Source organism: Xanthomonas sp. LMG 12461, from assembly GCF_009192935.1.
Lineage (GTDB): Bacteria > Pseudomonadota > Gammaproteobacteria > Xanthomonadales > Xanthomonadaceae > Xanthomonas_A > Xanthomonas_A sontii.
Window position 1 is genome coordinate 1 of record NZ_NQYT01000025.1, and the last position, 18,339, is coordinate 18,339.

General features: G+C 69.3%; 17 protein-coding genes and 1 riboswitch. Of the genes, 8 read left to right on the forward strand and 9 right to left on the reverse strand.

Going from position 1 to position 18,339, the window contains the following annotated elements:
• Window positions 1–494: 494 nt before the first annotated feature.
• Window positions 495–1,349, forward strand: coding sequence for a hypothetical protein (locus CEK68_RS06665; RefSeq protein ID WP_226977795.1), 855 nt, complete (start codon window positions 495–497; stop codon window positions 1,347–1,349).
• A gap of 45 nt (window positions 1,350–1,394) precedes the next feature.
• On the opposite strand, the gene fabB is transcribed toward CEK68_RS06665, so the two are convergent.
• Both fabB and fabA read right to left on the reverse strand, forming a co-directional pair.
• Window positions 1,395–2,603: a beta-ketoacyl-ACP synthase I gene (fabB, locus tag CEK68_RS06670; RefSeq protein ID WP_152238940.1), complete on the reverse strand. Its 1,209-nt coding sequence runs from the start codon at window positions 2,601–2,603 to the stop codon at window positions 1,395–1,397.
• Window positions 2,603–3,118 carry a 3-hydroxyacyl-[acyl-carrier-protein] dehydratase FabA gene (gene fabA / locus CEK68_RS06675; RefSeq protein ID WP_017908912.1) on the reverse strand — a complete coding sequence of 172 codons (516 nt, stop codon included), beginning with the start codon at window positions 3,116–3,118 and terminating at the stop codon, window positions 2,603–2,605. The genes fabB and fabA overlap by 1 nt, the downstream gene beginning before the upstream one ends.
• 200 nt (window positions 3,119–3,318) lie before the next feature.
• Between fabA and dinB the strand changes: the two genes are divergently transcribed.
• Together dinB and gph are read left to right on the forward strand one after the other, a co-directional pair.
• Window positions 3,319–4,389, forward strand: a complete 1,071-nt coding sequence (dinB, locus tag CEK68_RS06680) for a DNA polymerase IV (RefSeq protein WP_017908913.1) — start codon at window positions 3,319–3,321, stop codon at window positions 4,387–4,389.
• A gap of 661 nt (window positions 4,390–5,050) precedes the next feature.
• Complete coding sequence (gene gph / locus CEK68_RS06685; RefSeq protein ID WP_152238941.1) at window positions 5,051–5,704, forward strand: phosphoglycolate phosphatase; 654 nt, start codon at window positions 5,051–5,053, stop codon at window positions 5,702–5,704.
• 436 nt (window positions 5,705–6,140) lie between these two features.
• Here the strand turns inward: gph and btuB are convergent, their stop codons facing one another.
• The 3 genes from btuB to CEK68_RS06700 form a co-directional block, all read right to left on the reverse strand.
• A complete protein-coding gene (gene btuB, locus CEK68_RS06690; RefSeq protein ID WP_152238942.1) occupies window positions 6,141–8,012 on the reverse strand; it encodes a TonB-dependent vitamin B12 receptor in 1,872 nt (623 codons plus the stop codon).
• Between the two features lie 113 nt (window positions 8,013–8,125).
• A riboswitch (cobalamin riboswitch) is annotated at window positions 8,126–8,344 on the reverse strand.
• A gap of 25 nt (window positions 8,345–8,369) precedes the next feature.
• Window positions 8,370–8,795, reverse strand: a complete 426-nt coding sequence (locus tag CEK68_RS06695; RefSeq protein ID WP_152238943.1) for a TfoX/Sxy family protein — start codon at window positions 8,793–8,795, stop codon at window positions 8,370–8,372.
• Complete coding sequence (locus CEK68_RS06700) at window positions 8,792–9,274, reverse strand: GAF domain-containing protein (RefSeq protein WP_017912553.1); 483 nt, start codon at window positions 9,272–9,274, stop codon at window positions 8,792–8,794. The genes CEK68_RS06695 and CEK68_RS06700 overlap by 4 nt, the downstream gene beginning before the upstream one ends.
• A 116-nt stretch (window positions 9,275–9,390) precedes the next feature.
• Between CEK68_RS06700 and bioD the strand changes: the two genes are divergently transcribed.
• Window positions 9,391–10,080, forward strand: a complete 690-nt coding sequence (gene bioD, locus CEK68_RS06705; protein WP_152238944.1) for a dethiobiotin synthase — start codon at window positions 9,391–9,393, stop codon at window positions 10,078–10,080.
• Window positions 10,081–10,502: 422 nt separating this feature from the next.
• On the opposite strand, the gene CEK68_RS06710 is transcribed toward bioD, so the two are convergent.
• From CEK68_RS06710 to CEK68_RS06720, 3 genes are all read right to left on the reverse strand, one after another.
• Window positions 10,503–10,880 carry a phasin family protein gene (locus CEK68_RS06710; protein ID WP_026143664.1) on the reverse strand — a complete coding sequence of 126 codons (378 nt, stop codon included), beginning with the start codon at window positions 10,878–10,880 and terminating at the stop codon, window positions 10,503–10,505.
• Between the two features lie 277 nt (window positions 10,881–11,157).
• Window positions 11,158–11,517, reverse strand: a complete 360-nt coding sequence (gene queD, locus CEK68_RS06715; RefSeq protein WP_017912556.1) for a 6-carboxytetrahydropterin synthase QueD — start codon at window positions 11,515–11,517, stop codon at window positions 11,158–11,160.
• Window positions 11,518–11,694: 177 nt separating this feature from the next.
• Window positions 11,695–13,068, reverse strand: a complete 1,374-nt coding sequence (locus CEK68_RS06720) for a DEAD/DEAH box helicase (protein WP_152238945.1) — start codon at window positions 13,066–13,068, stop codon at window positions 11,695–11,697.
• 345 nt (window positions 13,069–13,413) lie between these two features.
• Here CEK68_RS06720 and CEK68_RS06730 point away from each other — a divergent pair, with 345 nt between their 5' ends.
• Window positions 13,414–14,403, forward strand: a complete 990-nt coding sequence (locus tag CEK68_RS06730) for a fumarylacetoacetate hydrolase family protein (protein ID WP_017908490.1) — start codon at window positions 13,414–13,416, stop codon at window positions 14,401–14,403.
• 89 nt (window positions 14,404–14,492) lie between these two features.
• A complete protein-coding gene (maiA, locus tag CEK68_RS06735; RefSeq protein ID WP_017912437.1) occupies window positions 14,493–15,149 on the forward strand; it encodes a maleylacetoacetate isomerase in 657 nt (218 codons plus the stop codon).
• A 486-nt stretch (window positions 15,150–15,635) separates the two neighbouring features.
• On the opposite strand, the gene CEK68_RS06740 is transcribed toward maiA, so the two are convergent.
• On the reverse strand, window positions 15,636–16,775 hold the full coding sequence (locus CEK68_RS06740; protein ID WP_017911184.1) for a PilT/PilU family type 4a pilus ATPase: 1,140 nt from the start codon (window positions 16,773–16,775) through the stop codon (window positions 15,636–15,638).
• A gap of 99 nt (window positions 16,776–16,874) precedes the next feature.
• On the opposite strand from CEK68_RS06740, the gene CEK68_RS06745 reads away from it, so the two are divergent.
• Both CEK68_RS06745 and CEK68_RS06750 read left to right on the forward strand, forming a co-directional pair.
• Window positions 16,875–17,267, forward strand: coding sequence for a DUF4398 domain-containing protein (locus tag CEK68_RS06745; RefSeq protein ID WP_026144112.1), 393 nt, complete (start codon window positions 16,875–16,877; stop codon window positions 17,265–17,267).
• A gap of 17 nt (window positions 17,268–17,284) precedes the next feature.
• Complete coding sequence (locus tag CEK68_RS06750; RefSeq protein ID WP_152238965.1) at window positions 17,285–18,157, forward strand: hypothetical protein; 873 nt, start codon at window positions 17,285–17,287, stop codon at window positions 18,155–18,157.
• The last annotated feature ends 182 nt before the right edge of the window (window positions 18,158–18,339 follow it).

Below are 18,339 nucleotides of genomic sequence, written 5' to 3' on the forward strand. Positions count from 1 at the left end.
ACGAGTTCACGACATCGGTCGGACACTGTTGTCCGTGCGGACCCACAAGGGCCATCATGTGGAGGGCGGCGCCGATCTACAATGCAAGCTCGAAGCTTTAGTAGCGACTGGACACCCCGCACCTCCTGCGATGCTCAGTCGGAAGACATGACGCCGGTTTAGGGGCGACAGGTCCAGATACAAGGAGGGGCTTCAGCCCCGACGGGCTTTCCCGGGAAAGCCCGTCGGGGCTGAAGCCCCTCCCACAAAAGCAGCTGTTTTTTATCGGCGCACTGGATCGCTTTGCAGCGATTGTGCTCCGCGGACTACGCTGCCGTCCCGATTCCCGATTCCCGATTCCCGGCTTTCAACAGCCGCAGGCTGGTCATCCCGAATCCCGAATCCCGAATCCCGAATCCCAGCTCCTCTGTGCTAGAACACAGCACAGCGGCACGTCGATCTTCGCCGCCGCGACCGCGGCGCAGGACACCGCCGCACTGCACAAGGAGGACCGCATGAAGCGAGCAGGGTGGTGGACGCCGTTGCTGTTGGGCATGGCCGCGCCGGCATTGGCGCAGGACGGCAGCGGCACGGTGCGCATCGGCGCCAGTCTGCGCGCCGGCCCGGCGCCGGAGTATCCGCGCGTGGCTACGCCGGCCACCGACGACGCGTTGCAGGTGCATGGCTGCACACGGGATTGGGCCTGGTGCGATGTCAGCTGGCGCGAGAAACGCGGCTGGCTGCCGGCTGGTGCAATCGACTTTCACGAACACGGGCAGGGCGTCGCGCCCGGTGCCTCGCTCGGTGTGCCCACGGTCGGCTTCGCGCTGGACCGCTACTGGGACACGCACTATCGCGGCCAGCCGTGGGCACGCGAACGCGCGCGTTACCGCCCGCTGGAAAGCGCGGCGACTGCCGCTGGTCCAGCGCAGATCCCGGCACCGCTGCAGCGGCAGTTGGCGCCGCAATGGCGGGCGCCCCCTCCACCGCAGGCGTCCGCGTCCGAGGCCGTGAGCGCCACGCCGGCATGGACGCCGCCGGGCGAGCGGATGCATCAGATCCCGCCACCGGACGCGCTCAATCCCCGCTACAACAAGGAACTGGCGAAGGAGTTGCAACGCCAGGACAGCGACCGCCGCCAGCGCGAATCTATGGGACTGCAACCGGTGCCGCCGTCTGCTCCCGCACCGTCGGCATCGCCTTCGTGGCCGCCCACGCCCGCGACGATCCAGTGGGTCGAGCGGCATCCGCCGAAGCCGAGTTCGCCACCTCCGCCTCCGCCGCCTCCGCCCTCAGCGCCACCGGCCAAGCCGGAACCGCACAAGGACGAGGCCGCCGGGCGACACGACGTGAAGCAACTGGAACTCTGAGCCGCGCCACGGCGCCCTCAAAGGCGCCGTGCGGCCTGGATACGGTCAGGCCTTGGCGAACACCAGCGCGGCGTTGGTGCCGCCGAAGCCGAAGCTGTTGGACATCACCGTGCGCAAGTCCGCGTCGCGGCTCTCGCGCACGATCGGGAAGCCCTCGGCGCGCGGATCCAGCGTGTCGATATTGGCCGAGCCGGCGATGAAGCCGTCGCGCAGCATCAGCAGGCAGTAGATCGCCTCGTGCACGCTCGCCGCGCCCAGCGAATGCCCGGACAGCGCCTTAGTCGAGGACAGCGGCGGCACCGCATCGCCGAACACCGCGTGCACCGCATCCAGCTCGGTGACATCGCCCAGCGGCGTCGAGGTGCCATGGGTGTTGAGATAGTCGATCGGCGCGTCCACGCCCTGCAGCGCCATGCGCATGCAGCGCACCGCGCCTTCGCCGGACGGGGCCACCATGTCGGCGCCATCGGAGGTCACGCCGTAGCCGACCAGTTCGGCGTGGATGCGCGCGCCGCGCGCCATCGCATGGTCGTAGTCCTCCAGCACCAGCATGCCGCCGCCGCCGGCGATGACGAAGCCGTCGCGCGCGGCGTCGTAGGGCCGCGAGGCCACCGCCGGCGTGTCGTTGAAGCCGGTGGACAGCGCGCCCATGGCGTCGAACATCAGGCTCATGGTCCAGTCCAGCTCTTCGCCGCCGCCGGCGAACATCACGTCCTGCTGGCCGTGGCGGATCAGGTCCGCCGCCGCGCCGATGCAGTGCGCCGAGGTCGCGCACGCGGCCGACAACGAGTAGCTCACGCCCTTGATCTTGAACGCGGTGGCCAGGCTCGCCGACACCGCCGAACACATCGTGCGCGGCACCATGTACGGGCCGACCTTGCGCACGCCGCGGTTGCGCAGCAGATCCGCCGCTTCCACCTGCCAATGGCTGGAGCCGCCGCCGGAGCCGGCGATCAGGCCGATCCGCGGGTCGCTGATCGCCGCCTCGTCCAGGCCGGCATCGGCCAGCGCATCGCGCAGCGCCAGGTAGGCGTAGGCCGAGGCGTCGCCCATGAAGCGCTTGAGCTTGCGGTCGATCGCCGCGTCCAGGTCCAGTTGCACATCGCCGCCGATCTGGCTGCGCAGGCCGGCCTCGACCGCCTGCGGGTTATGGCGGATGCCGGCGCGGCCTTCGCGCAAGGCGCGCGACACGCTGTCCAGGTCGTTGCCCAGGCACGACGTGATGCCCATTCCGGTAATTGCCACGCGCCGCATCAGAATGCCTCCGTCGAAGTGAACAGGCCCACGCGCAGGTCCTTGGCGGTATAGATCTCGCGCCCGTCCACCGACATGCGGCCGTCGGCCACCGCCATCGCCAGCTTGCGGTTGATCACCCGGCTGATGTCGATCTCGTACACCACCTGCTTGGCGGTGGGCAGCACCTGCCCGGTGAACTTCACTTCGCCCACGCCCAGCGCGCGGCCGCGGCCGGGCGCGCCCAGCCAGGTCAGGAAGAAGCCGGTCAACTGCCACATCGCATCCAGGCCCAGGCAGCCGGGCATCACCGGATCGCCGATGAAATGGCATCCGAAGAACCACAGGTCCGGGCGGATATCCAGTTCGGCGCGGATCACGCCCTTGCCGTGCGCGCCGCCGGTCTCGTCGATGGCGACGATGCGGTCGAACATCAGCATCGGATCGTTGGGCAGGCGCGCGGCGTCGGCGCCGAACAACTCGCCGCGTGCGCTGGCGAGCAATTGCTCGCGCGAATAGGAGGACAGACGACTCATGAGCGGAACATTCCCAGGCGAGACAGTCGAGGCGCGCAAGAGTGCATGAGCTTCGCGCGTTCAATCAAACGTTTTATCCGTACGCACGCGTAGTGTCGGCAGCGGCGGTGGCGCGCGCACTGCGCCGGATCAAGGCGCGCATTCTCAGTCCGTGCGCAGCGCGGGGCTTATCATGCGCACACCGTTCGCAGGCGTAGGGTATGGGGTCGATGCGCAAGATCATTCACGTCGACATGGACGCGTTCTACGCGTCCGTGGAGCAGCGTGACGATCCTGCGCTGCGCGGCAAGCCGGTGGTGGTGGCCTGGCGCGGCATGCGCTCGGTGGTGTGCGCCGCCTCCTACGAGGCGCGCGTGTTCGGCGTGCGCTCGGCGATGCCGGCGCTGCGTGCCGAGCGGCTGTGCCCGGACGCGATCTTCGTGCCGCCGGATTTCGCCCGCTACAAGGCGGTGTCGCGGCAGGTGCGCGAGATATTCCAGCGCCACACCGACCTGATCGAGCCTCTCTCGCTGGACGAAGCCTATCTGGACGTCACCGAGCCCAAGGGCGAATTGCGCACCGCCACCGAGATCGCCCAGACCATCCGCGCGCAGATCCGCGCCGAAACCGAACTGACCGCCTCGGCCGGGATCGCGCCGAACAAGTTCCTGGCCAAGATCGCCTCGGACTGGCGCAAGCCCGACGGCCAGTTCGTGATCCGACCGCATCGCGTGGAAGCGTTCCTGACGCCATTGCCGGTGAACAAGGTGCCCGGCGTGGGCAAGGTGATGGAGGCCAAGCTGGCGGAACTGGGCATCGCCACCGTCGGCGATCTGCGCGCGCGCAGCGAGGCGGAACTGGAAGCGCGCTTCGGCAGCTTCGGCCTGCGTCTGTACCAGCGCGCGCGCGGCATCGACGAACGCCCGGTGGAATCGGACCAGCCGGTGCAGTCGATCTCCTCCGAGGACACCTTCGCCGAAGACCTGGCGCTGGAGGCGCTGGAGCCGGCGATCCGGCAACTGGCCGAGAAGACCTGGAACGCCACCCGCCGCACCGAGCGCATCGCGCGCACCGTGGTGCTGAAGCTGAAGACCGCGCAGTTCCGCATCCTCACCCGCAGCTTCACCCCGGAGCAGCCGCCGGACTCGCTGCAGGCCTTGATCGACATCGCCCTGGCGCTGCGCGAGCGGGTGGACCTGCCGGCATCCACCCGCTACCGCCTGGTCGGCGTCGGCCTGTCCGGCTTCCACGAGCGCGAGCCGGGGCAGGCGCAGGGGCGCTTGTTCGGTTGAGGCGGTGGCGTCGCCTGGGAGACTGCCTTCCCGGCTGATTGCATGGGAACGTGTGCCACGGGAGACTGTCGTACCCTTTATCGCCGCGCCCTGAGCGGTGCGTGGATTGAAACACCTGGGGTTACGGTGCGGCGACGGCGGGTCTGTGTCGCGCCCTTGCGGGGGCGTGGATTGAAAGCACATCGAGTCGGTCAGCAAGCACAGCGTCAGCGGTCGCACACTCTCGCGTGCGTGTGTTGAAACAACCATGGGATGTGGGTGCAGGCCGAGAACCTGGCCGTCGCTCCCGCGTCGGGACTGAAGTCCCTCCCACAGGGGCATGCTGCTCGGGTTGAAACAGCGACTTCATCCTCCGGCACGCGGATCGACCTGGTCGCGTCCTCACGGATGCGTGGATTGAAACATGGGTGGGGATCGCCAACCGGTGATGTTCTCGGGTGTCGTGCGCGCGAGCGCAGGGATCGAGCGGTTGACTCGGGCCGGGATGGATCGCGTGAGCGCGGTTCGCGCGCTCGGTCGCCGTCACGGCGCTGCCGTAGCGGGCGTGGCGTGGTCGCAATCGCGTGCCAGCGAAGGCAGAGCACGCGTCGCGCGCGCGTCGCAACCGCGTCCGACATTGCGCCACCTACAATGCGCACTTGTCCCCCTGTGTTGGCACGACATGACATTTCCTTATGCATTGGTGGTGTTCGACCTGGACGGTACCCTGGTCGACAGCGGCGCCGACATCGCCGAGGCGCTGAACCGTACCCTGGCCGACTTCGGCCTGCCGCACGTGCCGGAGGCGACCGTGCTCGGCTGGATCGGCGAGGGCGTGCGCAAACTGGTCGAGAGCGCCTGGTGGCATGCCGGCGACGCCACGCCACTCGAGACGGTGATGCCGACCTTCATGCGTCACTACGCCGAATGCCTATTGCGCAGTCCGCGGCTGTATCCGGGTGCGGCCGAGGCGCTGACGCAGTTGCATGCGGATGGCGTGACGCTGGCGCTATGCACCAACAAGCCATCGGCGATGGTGCCGCCGCTGTTGCGCCATCTGGGCGTGGCCGATCTGTTCTCTGCGGTGCTGGGCGGCGACAGCCTGCCCGAGCGCAAGCCCAGCCCGGCGCCGCTGCTGCACCTGGCGCAGCAGTTCGCGCAGCCGCCGGCGCGCTGCCTGATGGTCGGCGATTCGGGGACCGACCTGCAGGCCGGCCACGCCGCCGGCATGCCGGTGGCGCTGGTGCGTTACGGCTATCCGCGCGATCTGGATCTGGCCACGGCCGACGTGGTGTTGCTGATGGATGATTTGCGCGAGCTGCTGCAGCTGCGCTGATACGACGGCGATCCAAACACTGCGGTGTAGCGCAAAGACCGGGATGCGCTTGCAGGAGCGGCTTCAGCCGATGACGCAGTAAGCCCCTCTCCCTCCGGGAGAGGGGTTGGGGTGAGGGTCCGGGCGCGCAGCGGTCGCTGAACTGTCAGGTTTGTGCCGCGATGCATGAGCACGAGGGAGGCCGTTTGCGTTCGGCAGCCAGCGGCCTGATCGCGAGCGACCACGTGCGCGATGCGTCGCGCATGTCTGCTTTGAGAATGCGCGCATCTACATCCGGTGTGTTCGCACATGCCGCCTTTCGTAGGAACGGCTTCAGCCGCGATGGGCTTTCCCGGGAAAGTCCATCGCGGCTGAAGCAGCTCCTACGAAAAAGACGGGTGTGATGTCTGAGCTGTCGCGTCGCGCCATGCCTTCCGGCACAGCGCGACTCATGGCGTCAGCGCGCTGCCGGCGCGTAGCGCAGGGTCAGCGCGTATTCGCGACCCGGCTGGTTGTACCAGTTCACCGTCTGGTAGTCGCGGTCGAACACGTTGCTGGCCTTGGCCTGCAGCGTCCAGTCCGGGGTGAACGCGTACTCCGCGCGCAGGTCGACGGTGCCGTAGCCCGCCAGGCGCACGCGGTTGGCCGCGTCGTCGAAGCGGTGGCCGCTGCCGAACACGCTGACGCCGAGCTTGACCGGGCCGATGCCGCGGTCCACGTCCAGACGCGCGGTGTTCTGCGCGCGGCGCGCCAGCCAGTTGTCGCGGTTGCCGCCGTCGCTGCGGTTGCGCGGGTCGGTGTGGCTCAGCTGCGCCGACAGTTCCCAGCCGGCCAGCAACGCATAGCCGGTCAGTTCGGCGCCGCGGATGCGCGCCTCGTCCACGTTGACCGGCAGGAAGCTGACCGCGTCGTAGGAGATCAGGTCCTTCACCCGGGTCTCGTAGGCGTTGAAGGTCCAGTTCCAGCTGTCGGCATACTGCGCAATGCCGAGGTTGCCGCTCTTGGAGCGCTCCGGCTTCAGTTCCGGGTTGCCGGCGAACGGGTAGTACAGGTCGTTGAAGGTCGGCGCCTTGAAGCCGGTGCCGACACTGGCGGTGAGCTTGAGGCCATGGTCCAGCGCCAGGCCCCAGCCGAGGCTGCCGGTGGTGTGCTCGCCGAACTGTTCGTTGTCGTCGCTGCGCACGCTGGCCTGCACCTGCTGCGCGCCGAAGCGGCCCTGGTACTCGGCGAACACGCCGGTGTTGTCGCGGCTGTCGATGTCGAAGGCGGTGCTGCTGGCGACGTGCTCGCGCTGCCAGTCGCTGCCGACGCTGAGCAGATGGCCTTCGGCCAGGGTGATGTCGCCCTGCAGCGCGGCGGTGTCGCGGCGGCTGTCGAAGGTGCTGACGAAGCTGCGGGTGCGTGCGCCCGGCGCACGGTAGTAGCTGTCGGCGTCGTCGACGTTGCGGCCCAGCTGCGCGGCCATGTGCAGGCGATCGGAGGGCGTCCAGTCGAGCTTGCCGCTGAACACCTGCTGGGTGTTGTCGGCCTCGTTGCCGGCGAACAGCGCGTCGCCGTCGTACTCGTTGCGGCTGTCGATGTTCAGCGCCTGGCCTTCGATGCGCAGCGTGTCGGTCAGCGCGTAGCCGCCGCGCGCGCTCAGCGAGACGTTGCGGTAGCCGTCGCGGTCGGGCTGGTCGACGAAGCAGCCGGCGAACAGCGTGGCCGAGCCGTTGCAGGCATTGATGCCGTCGGTCTTCTGGTAGCCGCCCTGCACGGCCAGCCAGCCGCGCTCGCCGCGGTTGCTGAAGCCGGCGCCGGCCTCGCGCAGGCCATGGCTGCCGCCGCCCAGGCTCAGGTTCTGCTGGAAGCCCTGGCCGCCGCGGCGGGTGAAGATCTGGATGACGCCGCCGATCGCGTCAGAGCCGTACAGGCTCGAGCGCGGGCCGCGCACGATCTCGATGCGCTCGATCTGGCTCAGCGGCAGGTCCTGGAACGCGGCCAGGCCGGCGCTGGCCGAGCCGATGCGCACGCCGTCCACCAGCACCAGCACGTGGTCCGATTCGCTGCCGCGCAGGTTCAGCGTGGTCAGCTTGCCCAGGCCGCCCTGGTTGGAGACGCCGATGCCGGCGCGGCCCTGCAGCAGTTGCGCCAGCGACGTGGCCTGGCTGCGCTCGATCTCGGCGCGGTCGATGACCTGCGCCGGCACCACGCTGTCCTCCACGGAAATCTGGGTGCGGGTGGCGGTGACCAGGACCTGGTCGAGGTCGGTGGCGGCATCGGCGGCGTGGGCCAGCGCGGGCAGGGACAGGGCGGACGCGATCGCGACCGAAAGCAGGCGGGACGACATGGGTGGCAACTCCGGCGCGCGGCTGCGCGCTGTGACGGCAAGGGAGTCGCGAACGGAAGGTGCAAGCGGACGGCGCCGGACACGGCGCGGCACGCCGCGACGCCCTCCGCATCGCAACCAGTGAACTGCAAGGCCGGTCTCCGGGCTGGCGATCAGGGAGGCGGACCTCCCGGCTGCGACGCCTTCCCATGCCCAGGGCACAGTGGCGCAGGTCGTCAGCGCGGATCGCTTACCGTTGCGGGGGCAGCGCCGGCCTTGTCGCAAGACGCACCGGCTTCCCGTTTCAACCCGCTGGCCCGAGCCGGTGGGTCACCTTGAAGCGGCGCGATTGTACGCGATCGCCGCTGGCTGCGCGGCTCAGTCGGCGTGAGTGCCGTGGCCGTCGTCGTCGCCGTGCCGGTCGCCCATCGGCGTGTCGTGCGTGTCCTGCGCGTAGGCGCCGTCGGCAGCGTCGTCGCGCGTGTCGTCGCGGTCGAAGTGGGTGGTCGCCACCGGCCCAGCGACCGGCAGGCCGCGCTGCGCCGGCAGCGCCGCCGTTGCGATCTCCAGTTCGCCCAGCAACTGCGCGCGGCGTGCCTCGGACAGTTCCTGCCAGTGGCAGCCGCTGAGCGCGCCTTCCAGCGAATACAGCAGGTTGAGGCTGGGCTTGAAGCCGGCGCGCTTGACCTTGACGAAGGCGCCGACCGCGCCGGCCGCCTCCAGGTCCTGCTGCGTGCGCACGCCGACCTGGCGCAGCCAGGCCGCGCTCTTGGGGCCGATGTTGCGCAGCTTGGTGGTACTCATCGCAGGCTGTCGACGAAGACCTGGGCGATCGCTTCCAGGCCGCGCTGGTCGTCGGCGTCGAAGCGGGCGAGGTCGGGGCTGTCCAGGTCGAACACGCCGACCAGCGCACTGTCGCGCAGCAGCGGCACCACCAGTTCCGACCGCGAGGCCGCATCGCAGGCGATGTGCCCGGGGAACGCCTCCACGTCGTCGATGCGCTGGGTCTGGCCGCTGCTGGCGGCCGCGCCGCACACGCCCTTGTGCAGCGGAATGCGCACGCACGCGGGCAGGCCCTGGAACGGGCCGACCACCAGTTCCTTGCCGTCGTAGAAGTAGAAACCGACCCAGTTCAGCCGCGGCAGCGCGTGGTACACCAGCGCGGCCAGGTTGGCGGCATTGGCGATGCGGTCGGGCTCCCCGGCGACCAGGGCACGGGCCTGGTCGAGCAACTGGGCGTACTGTTCCGGCTTGCTGCCGGTGAGCGAGGACGAGGCGAACATCGCGCGAGTCTAGCAGCGCACTGCGTCCGCCGGCACCGCGGCGGCTGACGCGCGCGACGCACCCGGCTATCCTGCGCGCCGCCGCGCGTCCCGCCGGCCAACCGACAGGGTTTCGCATGGCTGTTCCCGCCTTCTACGTCACCGGCACCGATACCGGCATCGGCAAGACCATCGCCAGCACCGCGCTGCTGCACGCCCTGCGCGCGCGCGGCCAGCGCGCGGTGGGCATGAAGCCGGTGGCCAGCGGCTGCGCGCGCGAGGCCGACGGCTGGCGCAACGAGGACGCGCTGGCGCTGCAGGAGGCGAGCGCGCCGCGGCCGGCCTATGACGATCTCAATCCGTACGCGCTGCCGCTGCCGTTGGCGCCGGAACTGGCCGCCGCCGATGCCGGCGTGCAGCTGGAGCTGGCGCCGATCGCGGCCGCGTTCGACCGCCTGCGCGCGCAGGCCGACGTGGTGGTGGTGGAAGGCGTCGGCGGCTGGGCGGCGCCGCTGTCGGCGACGCTGGATCAAGCCGATCTGGCGCGCGCGCTGCGGCTGCCGGTGGTGCTGGTGGTCGGCCTGCGCCTGGGCTGCCTCAACCACGCGCGGCTCAGCGCCGCGGCGATCGCCGCCGACGGCCTGCAGTGCATCGGCTGGATCGGCAACGAGATCGACCCGGCGATGGAGCGCATCGACGACAACATGGCGATGCTGCGCGCGCGCCTGCCGATGCCGTGCTGGGGGCGCCTGCCGTACCGGCCGCAACCGCAGGCCGAGCAGTTGGCGGCGGAACTGCAGCCGTGGGCGGGCATGTCGCCCGGCTGAGCAACTGCCGGTGGCACTGCGCTGCCGGCTTTTGTGGGAGGGACTTCAGTCCCGACGCCTGACCGATGCCGCGTCGGGGCTGAAGCCCCTCCCACAAGATCAGGACGTCCAGGATCCGCAAGATGGGCTGATCCCGAATGCCGGGTTTCACTCCCGAAGCAAGCGCATGGAGAAGCCCGGTCGAAGAGGCGATCTACCGGCTCCTAGCAAAGCACCGGAGCTGAAGCCTCTCTCATCAGGAAAGGCAGGAACGCCAAGACGCACGCGATCAACCAATCCCCAATCCCCACTCCCGAATCCCGCCCATAAAAAAGGCCCGGTAGAGGGAGGGATCTACCGGGCCTTGGGTTGCACGGGGGGAGGGACCCATGCAGACCGAGCGTGCGTCGGGCAGCGAACCGCAGCGACGTCGAAAACTAGTGTTACTTGGCGGCGGGCTTGGCCTTCGGCGCGGCCTGTTCGGTCGCCGCTTCGAACTGGTGCTTGGCGAGCTGGCCGATGGCTTCGGAGGCCTTCAGGCCCAGGCCGAACACTTCCTGGTTGGCCGTGGCCAGCCGCTCGAAGTTGTCGCGGGCGATCTGCAGGCCCTTCGGCCACAGCGCCTGCACGGTGCCCAGATCGCGCGCCTCGGTCAGTTCGCCGAGGAAGCCGGTGGTGGCCGACACGTTCTTCTCGAAGGTCTTCAACTGCACGCCGAACACGCTCTCGGCGCTCTCCAGCGCCAGGCGGTTGGCACGCGCCGCGGCGGCGGCGAACTGCTGGGTGTAGCTGCTGAACTGATCGTTGAATTGAGCGGACATCATGCAACTCCGTTGGAATGCCGACTGCTGTTGCAGTGCAACATACGCTCATTCTGCTGCGATGCAACAAAATTTTCTGAAGCCGCTCAGGATTCGTTCAAACTGCTTTTCTGATCAATTACTTGGCGCAATTCCGCCAGCCCTTGCCGGACGCCTCTGCGGGCCTGGAAAGCGCCAGATGCGCGCAACGACGCAAGGCGGGCTGCACGCAAACCCTCAGCCGGCGCGGTGCCGCTCTTACGATTCCCGAATCCCCATTCCCCATTCCTGGCCTTCTTCAACCCGGCCCGCGATAGCGACAGCCGGAGGTGCAGGTTTCGTGCACCACCACTTCGCTCAGCAGCGGCAACACCGGCTTGAGCCGGTCCCAGATCCACACCGCCAGACGCTCGCTGGTGGGATTGTCCAGGCCCTCGATGTCGTTGAGGTAGTGGTGGTCGAGCTGGTCGTAGAGCGGGCGGAACGCCGCCTTGATGTCGCCGAAATCCATGACCCAGCCGCTCTCGGCGCCAGGTTCGCCGCTGACGTGCAGCTCGATGCGGAACGAATGCCCGTGCAGGCGCGCGCACTTGTGGCCGGGCGGTACGTTGGGCAGGCGATGCGCGGCTTCGAGGGTGAAGACTTTGAAGATATCCATGGGGAGCATTGTACGGTCAGGGGTGGAGCGGCATGGCGGGCTGCCGGCGCCGCGCGACGACGACGGCGCCGTCGTGCGGCAGGGTGTCGCGACATGCGCGATGCCGGGTGGAGCGGACAAAAAAGGCCGCCCCGAAGGGCGGCCCGAGTGCGTGCGCAGCGCGTGGCCGCGGACGGATCAGCGCGGCGCGGCGGGGCGGTTGCCGCCGCCGTTGCCGTGGCGGCGGCCCTGGCCCTGGCGGCGGGCGCCGTCGGCGTGGCTGCCGCCGGGCTTCTTGCTGCCGGCGTGCGCATGCGCGTGCGCCGGCGCATCGCCATGGCCGCGACGGGCGTGGCTGCCGCGACGCGGCGGACGCTGGCCGCCCGGACGCTCGTCCGGCGGGTTGTTGTTGCCCCAGCGGATCGGCGTGACCGGCTCGAAGCCCGGCACGTCGCGGATGTCCATCTCGCGCTTGAGCAGGCGTGCGATCGCGCGCAGCAGCTTGGCCTCGTCCTGCGCCACCAGCGAAATTGCTTCACCGGTCGAACCGTTGCGGCCGGTGCGGCCGATGCGGTGCACATAGTCCTCGGCGACCATCGGCAGGTCGTAGTTGATGACCTTGGGCAGCTGGTCGATGTCGATGCCGCGCGCGGCGATGTCGGTCGCCACCAGCACGGTGATGCGGCCGGCCTTGAAGTCGCTCAATGCGCGCAGGCGCTGGCCCTGGCTCTTGTTGCCGTGGATCGCCGCTGTCTTCAGCCCGGACTTGTCCAGGAACATGGTCAGCTTGTCGGCACCGTGCTTGGTGCGGGCGAACACCAGGGTCTGCTTGCGCGAGTCGGCGGCCAGCAGGTGCAGCAGCAGTTCGCGCTTGCGCGCACCGTCCACCGGATGCACGCGGTGGGTGATGGTGTCGGCCACGGTGTTGCTCGGGGTGGCCTGGATTTCCTGCGGGTCGTGCATGAACTCGCGGGCCAGCTGCTTGATGCCTTCCTCGAAGGTGGCCGAGAACAGCAGGGTCTGCCGGTTCTGCTTGGGCAGCTTGGCGAGGATGCGCTTGATCGACGGCAGGAAGCCCATGTCGAGCATGCGGTCGGCTTCGTCCAGCACCAGGATCTCGATGCCCGACAGGTCCACGCTGCGGCGCTCGAGGTGGTCGAGCAGGCGGCCCGGGCAGGCGATCAGCAGGTCCACGCCGCGGCGCAGCGCGTCGAGCTGGTTGCCCATGCCCACGCCGCCGTAGATGGTGGTGCTGGGGATGCGCAGGTACTTGCTGTAGCCGCGCAGGCTGTCGTGGACCTGGGTGGCCAGTTCGCGGGTCGGGGTCAGGATCAGCGCGCGCGGCTTGCGCGGGCCGGGGCCCACCGACTGCGGCGAAGTGCCCAGGTGCTGCAGCAGCGGCAGGCCGAACGCGGCGGTCTTGCCGGTGCCGGTCTGCGCGCCGGCCATCAGGTCATGGCCTTCCAGGGCGACGGGAATGGCCTGCGCCTGGATCGGGGTGGGGGTTTCGTAGCCCTGCTCGGCCAACGCGCGCAGCAGGAAGGGCGCAAGGCCCAGGGATTCGAACGACATGAGAATGCTCCGGATAACGCGCCGACGCCGGGACGGACCCGGCGCGCAGGCGCAAGAAGGTGAGGCTCGGAGCGTTCCCGTGAACCGCGCTGCGAGAGGGTGGATCAACCCGCAGCGCGAGGCTGGGGTTCGTCGGCACCACGAAAGGCGTCGGGCGGGGCGGGCGAGTCGGATCGTTGCGATCCTGGCCTCGCCGGCGGTCCCTGAGGGAAACGGACGGCCGCATGCAGACCGGCGCAGTGTACCTGAATTGGCGCGCCGCACAAAATCCGGGTCCGTTTCAGTTGAAACCAAGCCGGCGTCTGGCCGTACAATCGCCGGCTCAGCCCCCAGCACTGGACGGACATGAAGCTAGGTTCTCTGAAGGAAGGCGGTCGCGACGGCACCCTGATCGTCGTGTCCCGCGATCTGACCCGCGCCGTGCGCGCCACCGGCATCGCGCCGACCCTGCAGCGCGCGCTGGAGGACTGGAGCAACCTCGCCCCGCGCCTGAACGCGCTGTCCGAGTCGCTCAACGACGGCAGCGCCGACGGCCAGTTCGACCTGGACATGGCCGCGCTGGCGGCACCGCTGCCGCGCGCCTACGAGTTCCTCGACGGCAGCGCCTACCTGCCGCACGTCGAGCGCGTGCGCCGCGCGCGCGGCGCCGAGGTGCCGGAGAGCTTCTACACCGACCCGCTGATGTACCAGGCGGTCAGCGCCGGCTTCTACGGCCCGCGCGATGCGGTCAAGGTGGTCAGCGAGGACTACGGCATCGACCTGGAAGCCGAGATCGTGGTGGTCACCGACGACGTGCCGATGGCGGTCAGCCCGGCGCAGGCCGCCGCGCATATCCAGCTGATCGGCCTGGTCAACGACGTGTCGCTGCGCAACCTGATTCCGCCGGAACTGGCCAAGGGCTTCGGCTTCGTGCAGTCCAAGCCGCGTTCGGCGCTGTCGCCGGTGTTCGTCACTCCCGACGAACTGGGCGAGGCCTGGCAGGGCAACAAGGTGCACCTGCCGCTGCTGACCCACATCAACGGCGCCTGGTTCGGCGCGCCCGAGGCGGGCGAGGACATGCAGTTCGATTTCGCGCAGCTGGTCGCGCACGCGGCCAAGACCCGGCCGCTGGCGGCCGGCGCGGTGGTCGGCTCGGGCACCATCGCCAACCAGGACACCACGCGCGGTGCCTCCTGCTTCGCCGAACAGCGCACCGTGGAAACCTTGCGCGACGGGAAGCCGAGCACGCCGTACATGTCCTTCGGCGACGTGGTGCGGATCGAGATGCTGGACCGTGACGGAGTGAGCATCTTCGGCGCGATCGAGCAGCGCATCGAGCAGGCGCCGCTGCCCTGACCCGGCCGGCGGCGGTGCCGGGGCGACCGGCGGCGCCGCAGCCCGGGTGTCCACCGGTATCGTTGTCGATTGCGCAGACGGAGGCGGGCATGGACGAGGCACTGCAGCTCTACACCTACTGGCGCTCCAGCGCCGCGTACCGGGTGCGCATCGGGCTGGAGCTCAAGCGTCTGGCCTACCAGTCGCTGCCGGTGCACCTGGTGCGCGACGGCGGACAGCAGCACTCGCCGGAATATGCGCGGTTGAACCCGCAGGAACTGGTGCCGACCCTGTGCCACGAGGGCCAGCCGATCCGCCAATCGCTGGCGATCCTGGAGTACCTGGACGAGCGCTGGCCGGAGCCGCCGCTGCTGCCGGACGCGCCGATCGATCGCGCCCGCGTGCGCGGCCTGGCGCAACTGATCGCCTGCGACATCCACCCGCTCAACAACCTGCGCGTGACGCAGTTCTTCGAGAGCGCCTGGAACGTGCCGCAACCCGAGCGCGAAGAGTGGATGCGGCACTGGATGCAGACCGGCTTCGATGCGCTGGAGCAGTTGCTGGCCGAGTCGCCCGACACCGGACGCTTCTGCCACGGCGAGCAGCCGGGCCTGGCCGACTGCTGCCTGGTGCCGCAGCTCTACAACGCGCGCCGCTTCGGCGTGGATCTGCAGGCCTACCCGACCCTGGAGCGGATCGAGCGCGCCTGCCTGGCGCTGCCGGCATTCGACGCGGCGCGCCCGGAACGCCAGCCCGACGCGCAGTAAGCTGGAACTATCGTCGCAGGAGCGGCTTCAGCCGCGACCGGGCATCCGCTGCTGCCAGTCGGCCACCAGCCCCTGCCGCACCGGTGAGCATGAGGATGTGGGAGGTGCAGTTTTCCCGACACTTCGGCTTCACGTGTCGCAACGGAAGTCGCTTCCACACGCGCTTGCGGCGCACTCGCTGGGCGCACTGTGGGAGGGACTTCAGTCCCGACGGCAGTTTTTCGGACACTTCGGCCTTCACGCGTCGCAACGGAAGTCGCTTCCACACGCGCTTGCGGCGCACTCGCTGGGCGCACTGTGGGAGGGACTTCAGTCCCGACGCGCAGTTGCGTGGAAGTGGCGTTTGTCCGCGCAAGGGCGACCCGCGGCGACCGCCGCTGGGCCTCCGGTCCGCCGTTCCCGCCGTCGCTGCGGGACCAATGCGACCAGGCGTCTGCGAACCTCCGGTCGCGGCTGAAGCCGTGCCTACGACAACACGGCGACGCCTCAGACGAAGCCGTGGGTGATCCGCGGCGCGGCGCTGGGGCCGCTGTCGTAGTCGGCGTAGGGATCGTGCTCGCCGCTGCCGCCTTCGGACAGGCGGAACTTCAGGGCCAGGCCGTCGCGCGAGTCGGCCGCGCGCAGCGCTTCCTCCTGATTGATCTGGCCCTGCTTGACCATGCGGAACAGGCACTGGTCGAAGGTCTCCATGCCTTCCTCCAGCGACTCCTCCATCGCCTGCTTGATCTCGTGGACCTGGCCACGGCGCAGCAGGTCGCGGATCATCGGCGTGTTCAGCAGCACTTCCGAGGCCGGCCGGCGGCGGCCGCTGCTGTCCTTGACCAGGCGCTGCGAGATCACCGCGCGCAGGTTCAACGACAGGTTCATCAGCACGTTCTTGTGCGCGCTCTCGGGGAAGAAGTTGAGGATGCGCTCGATGGTCTGGTCGGCGTTGTTGGAGTGCAGGGTGGCCAGGCACAGATGTCCGGTCTCGGCGAAGGCGATGGCCGCCTCCATGGTCTCCGCGTCCAGGATCTCGCCGATCAGGATCACGTCCGGCGCCTCGCGCATCGCGTTCTTCAGTGCGTTGTGGAAGGCGTGGGTGTCCAGGCCGACCTCGCGCTGGTTGACGATGGACATCTTGTGCTTGTGCAGGTACTCGATCGGGTCCTCGATGGTGAGGATGTGCCCGGTGGTGGTGCTGTTGCGGTAGTCGATCATCGACGCCAGCGAGGTGGACTTGCCCGAGCCGGTGGAGCCGACCACCAGGACCAGTCCGCGCGGGGTCATGATCACGTCCTTGAGCACCTGCGGCAGGTGCAGTTCCTCGATGCTGGGGATCTTGCTGCGGATCGCGCGGATCACCATGCCAACCTCGCCGCGCTGCTTGAACACGTTGACGCGGAAGCGCCCGGCGTCCTGCAGGGCGATGGCCATGTTCAATTCCAGCTCCCGCTCGAACTGCGGCACCTGGCCCTCGTCCATCAACGAGTAGGCGATCTTCTTGACCATGCCCGGCGGCAGGCCGGTGGCGCCGAGCGGGTACAGCTTGCCTTCGATCTTGATATAGACCGGTGCTCCTGTGGTCAGGAACATGTCCGAGGCGTTCTTTTCGGTCATCAGCTTCAGGAAATAGCCGATATCCATGCGCAATGGTTCCCCAACGATCCGCAATCGCCCGTTGCAAGCGCGCCACAGGCTTCCGACAATGGCCGTGACCGACGTCTCCGTCCACGGCCCCCCTAGATGAAAACTAGCTTCGCACACTTCCGTTGTCAGCAGTATGTGATGGCCTGCGCATTGGCGTTGTTCGCCGCGCCGGCCGCGTTCGCCCAGGTGGCTTCGCCGGAGCTGCTGTCCGCGCAGCAGGCGGTGCAGCGTGCGGTCCAGGCCGATGCCGACCAGTACGCGCCGGACCTGCTCGCCAGTGCCCGCCAGGGCCTGGAGCAGGCGCAACAGGCCGCGCTCGACCGCCGCCAGCGCAAGACCGCGCCGCAGCTGGCCCTGCGCGTGGCCGCCGATGCCGACCTGGCCCGCGCGCGCAGCGAGGAGGCGGTGGCCAATGCACAGTTGAAGCAGCGTCAGGCCGAGGTGGCCCAGCTGCAACAGACCCTGGGTACCGGGGAGGGCCGTCCATGAGCCGCGCCCTGCACGGAATGCGCCGCCTGGCCCTACTGGTCCTGCTGCTCGCGCCGCTGGGCGCGATGGCCGCCGACGACCCGGAACTGGCCGTGCTCAACCAGCGCCTGGTGGCGCTGCAGGCCGATCCGCTCAACGCCGATGTCGCCGCCTACGAGCGCCTGCAGGCGCAGCAGGCGGTGGCCAACTTCGCCAACGCCAAGCGCAAGGAGCGCGACGAAGCGCGCTACCTGGCCGAGCGCCGGGTCGAGATCGCCGAAACCATGGCCCGTGCCGAGATCGCCCGTCGTCAGGTCGACCAGTTGGAGAAGACCCGCAGCGACCTGCTGATCGAGGCCAGCCGCCGCGAGGCCGCGCGGGCCCGGCAGGAGGCCGAGCGACTGCGCGTGCAGGCGCAGATCCAGGCCGAGGAGGCCGAGAGCCTGCGTCAGGCGGCCGAGGCCGAGCAGGCCGCACGGGCAGATGCGGATGCGGCGCTGGCCAGCGTCGCCGGTCAGCAGACCGCCAAGCTCAGCGCCGCCCAGCAGAAGTCGGCCAAGCTGGCGCGCGAGGAGGCCGAACTGGTCGCCGGCACCAAGCTGCCGGCCTCGCGCTTCGAGGGCCGTGGGGAGGTCTTCACCTTCTCCGGCGCGGCCTTCGGCGCCGGCAAGGCGGCGCTGTCGGGCGATGCCGCGAATCAGGCCAAGGCCCTGTCGCAGTACCTGCAGATCAGCAAGGGCAAGGTGCGGGTCGAGGCCTACGACACCGACGCCGGGGTGGCGCAGAAGCGCGCCGATGCCCTGCGCGCGGCCCTGGTCGGCGGCGGCGTCGCCGCCAACCGGGTGCAGGCGGTCGGCAAGAAGGGGCCCTCGACCAAGGCCCGTTCGGCCGAAGTGGTGATCGCGCCCTGAGCCGTGTCGTGCCCCTGCGCGGCGGCGTTTAACGGGGTTTTTCCCTGGGCCTGAGCGCCGAGCAACTGAATGCGACAAAGCGGGCCTGCTTCTCTTGTCCGCGGCGGTGGGGAGGCGTAGGGTCGGTAGTCCAGGCGGCACTCCCGCCGCCTGGTGCCAACGGAGGAGTTCGAGCCGATGAC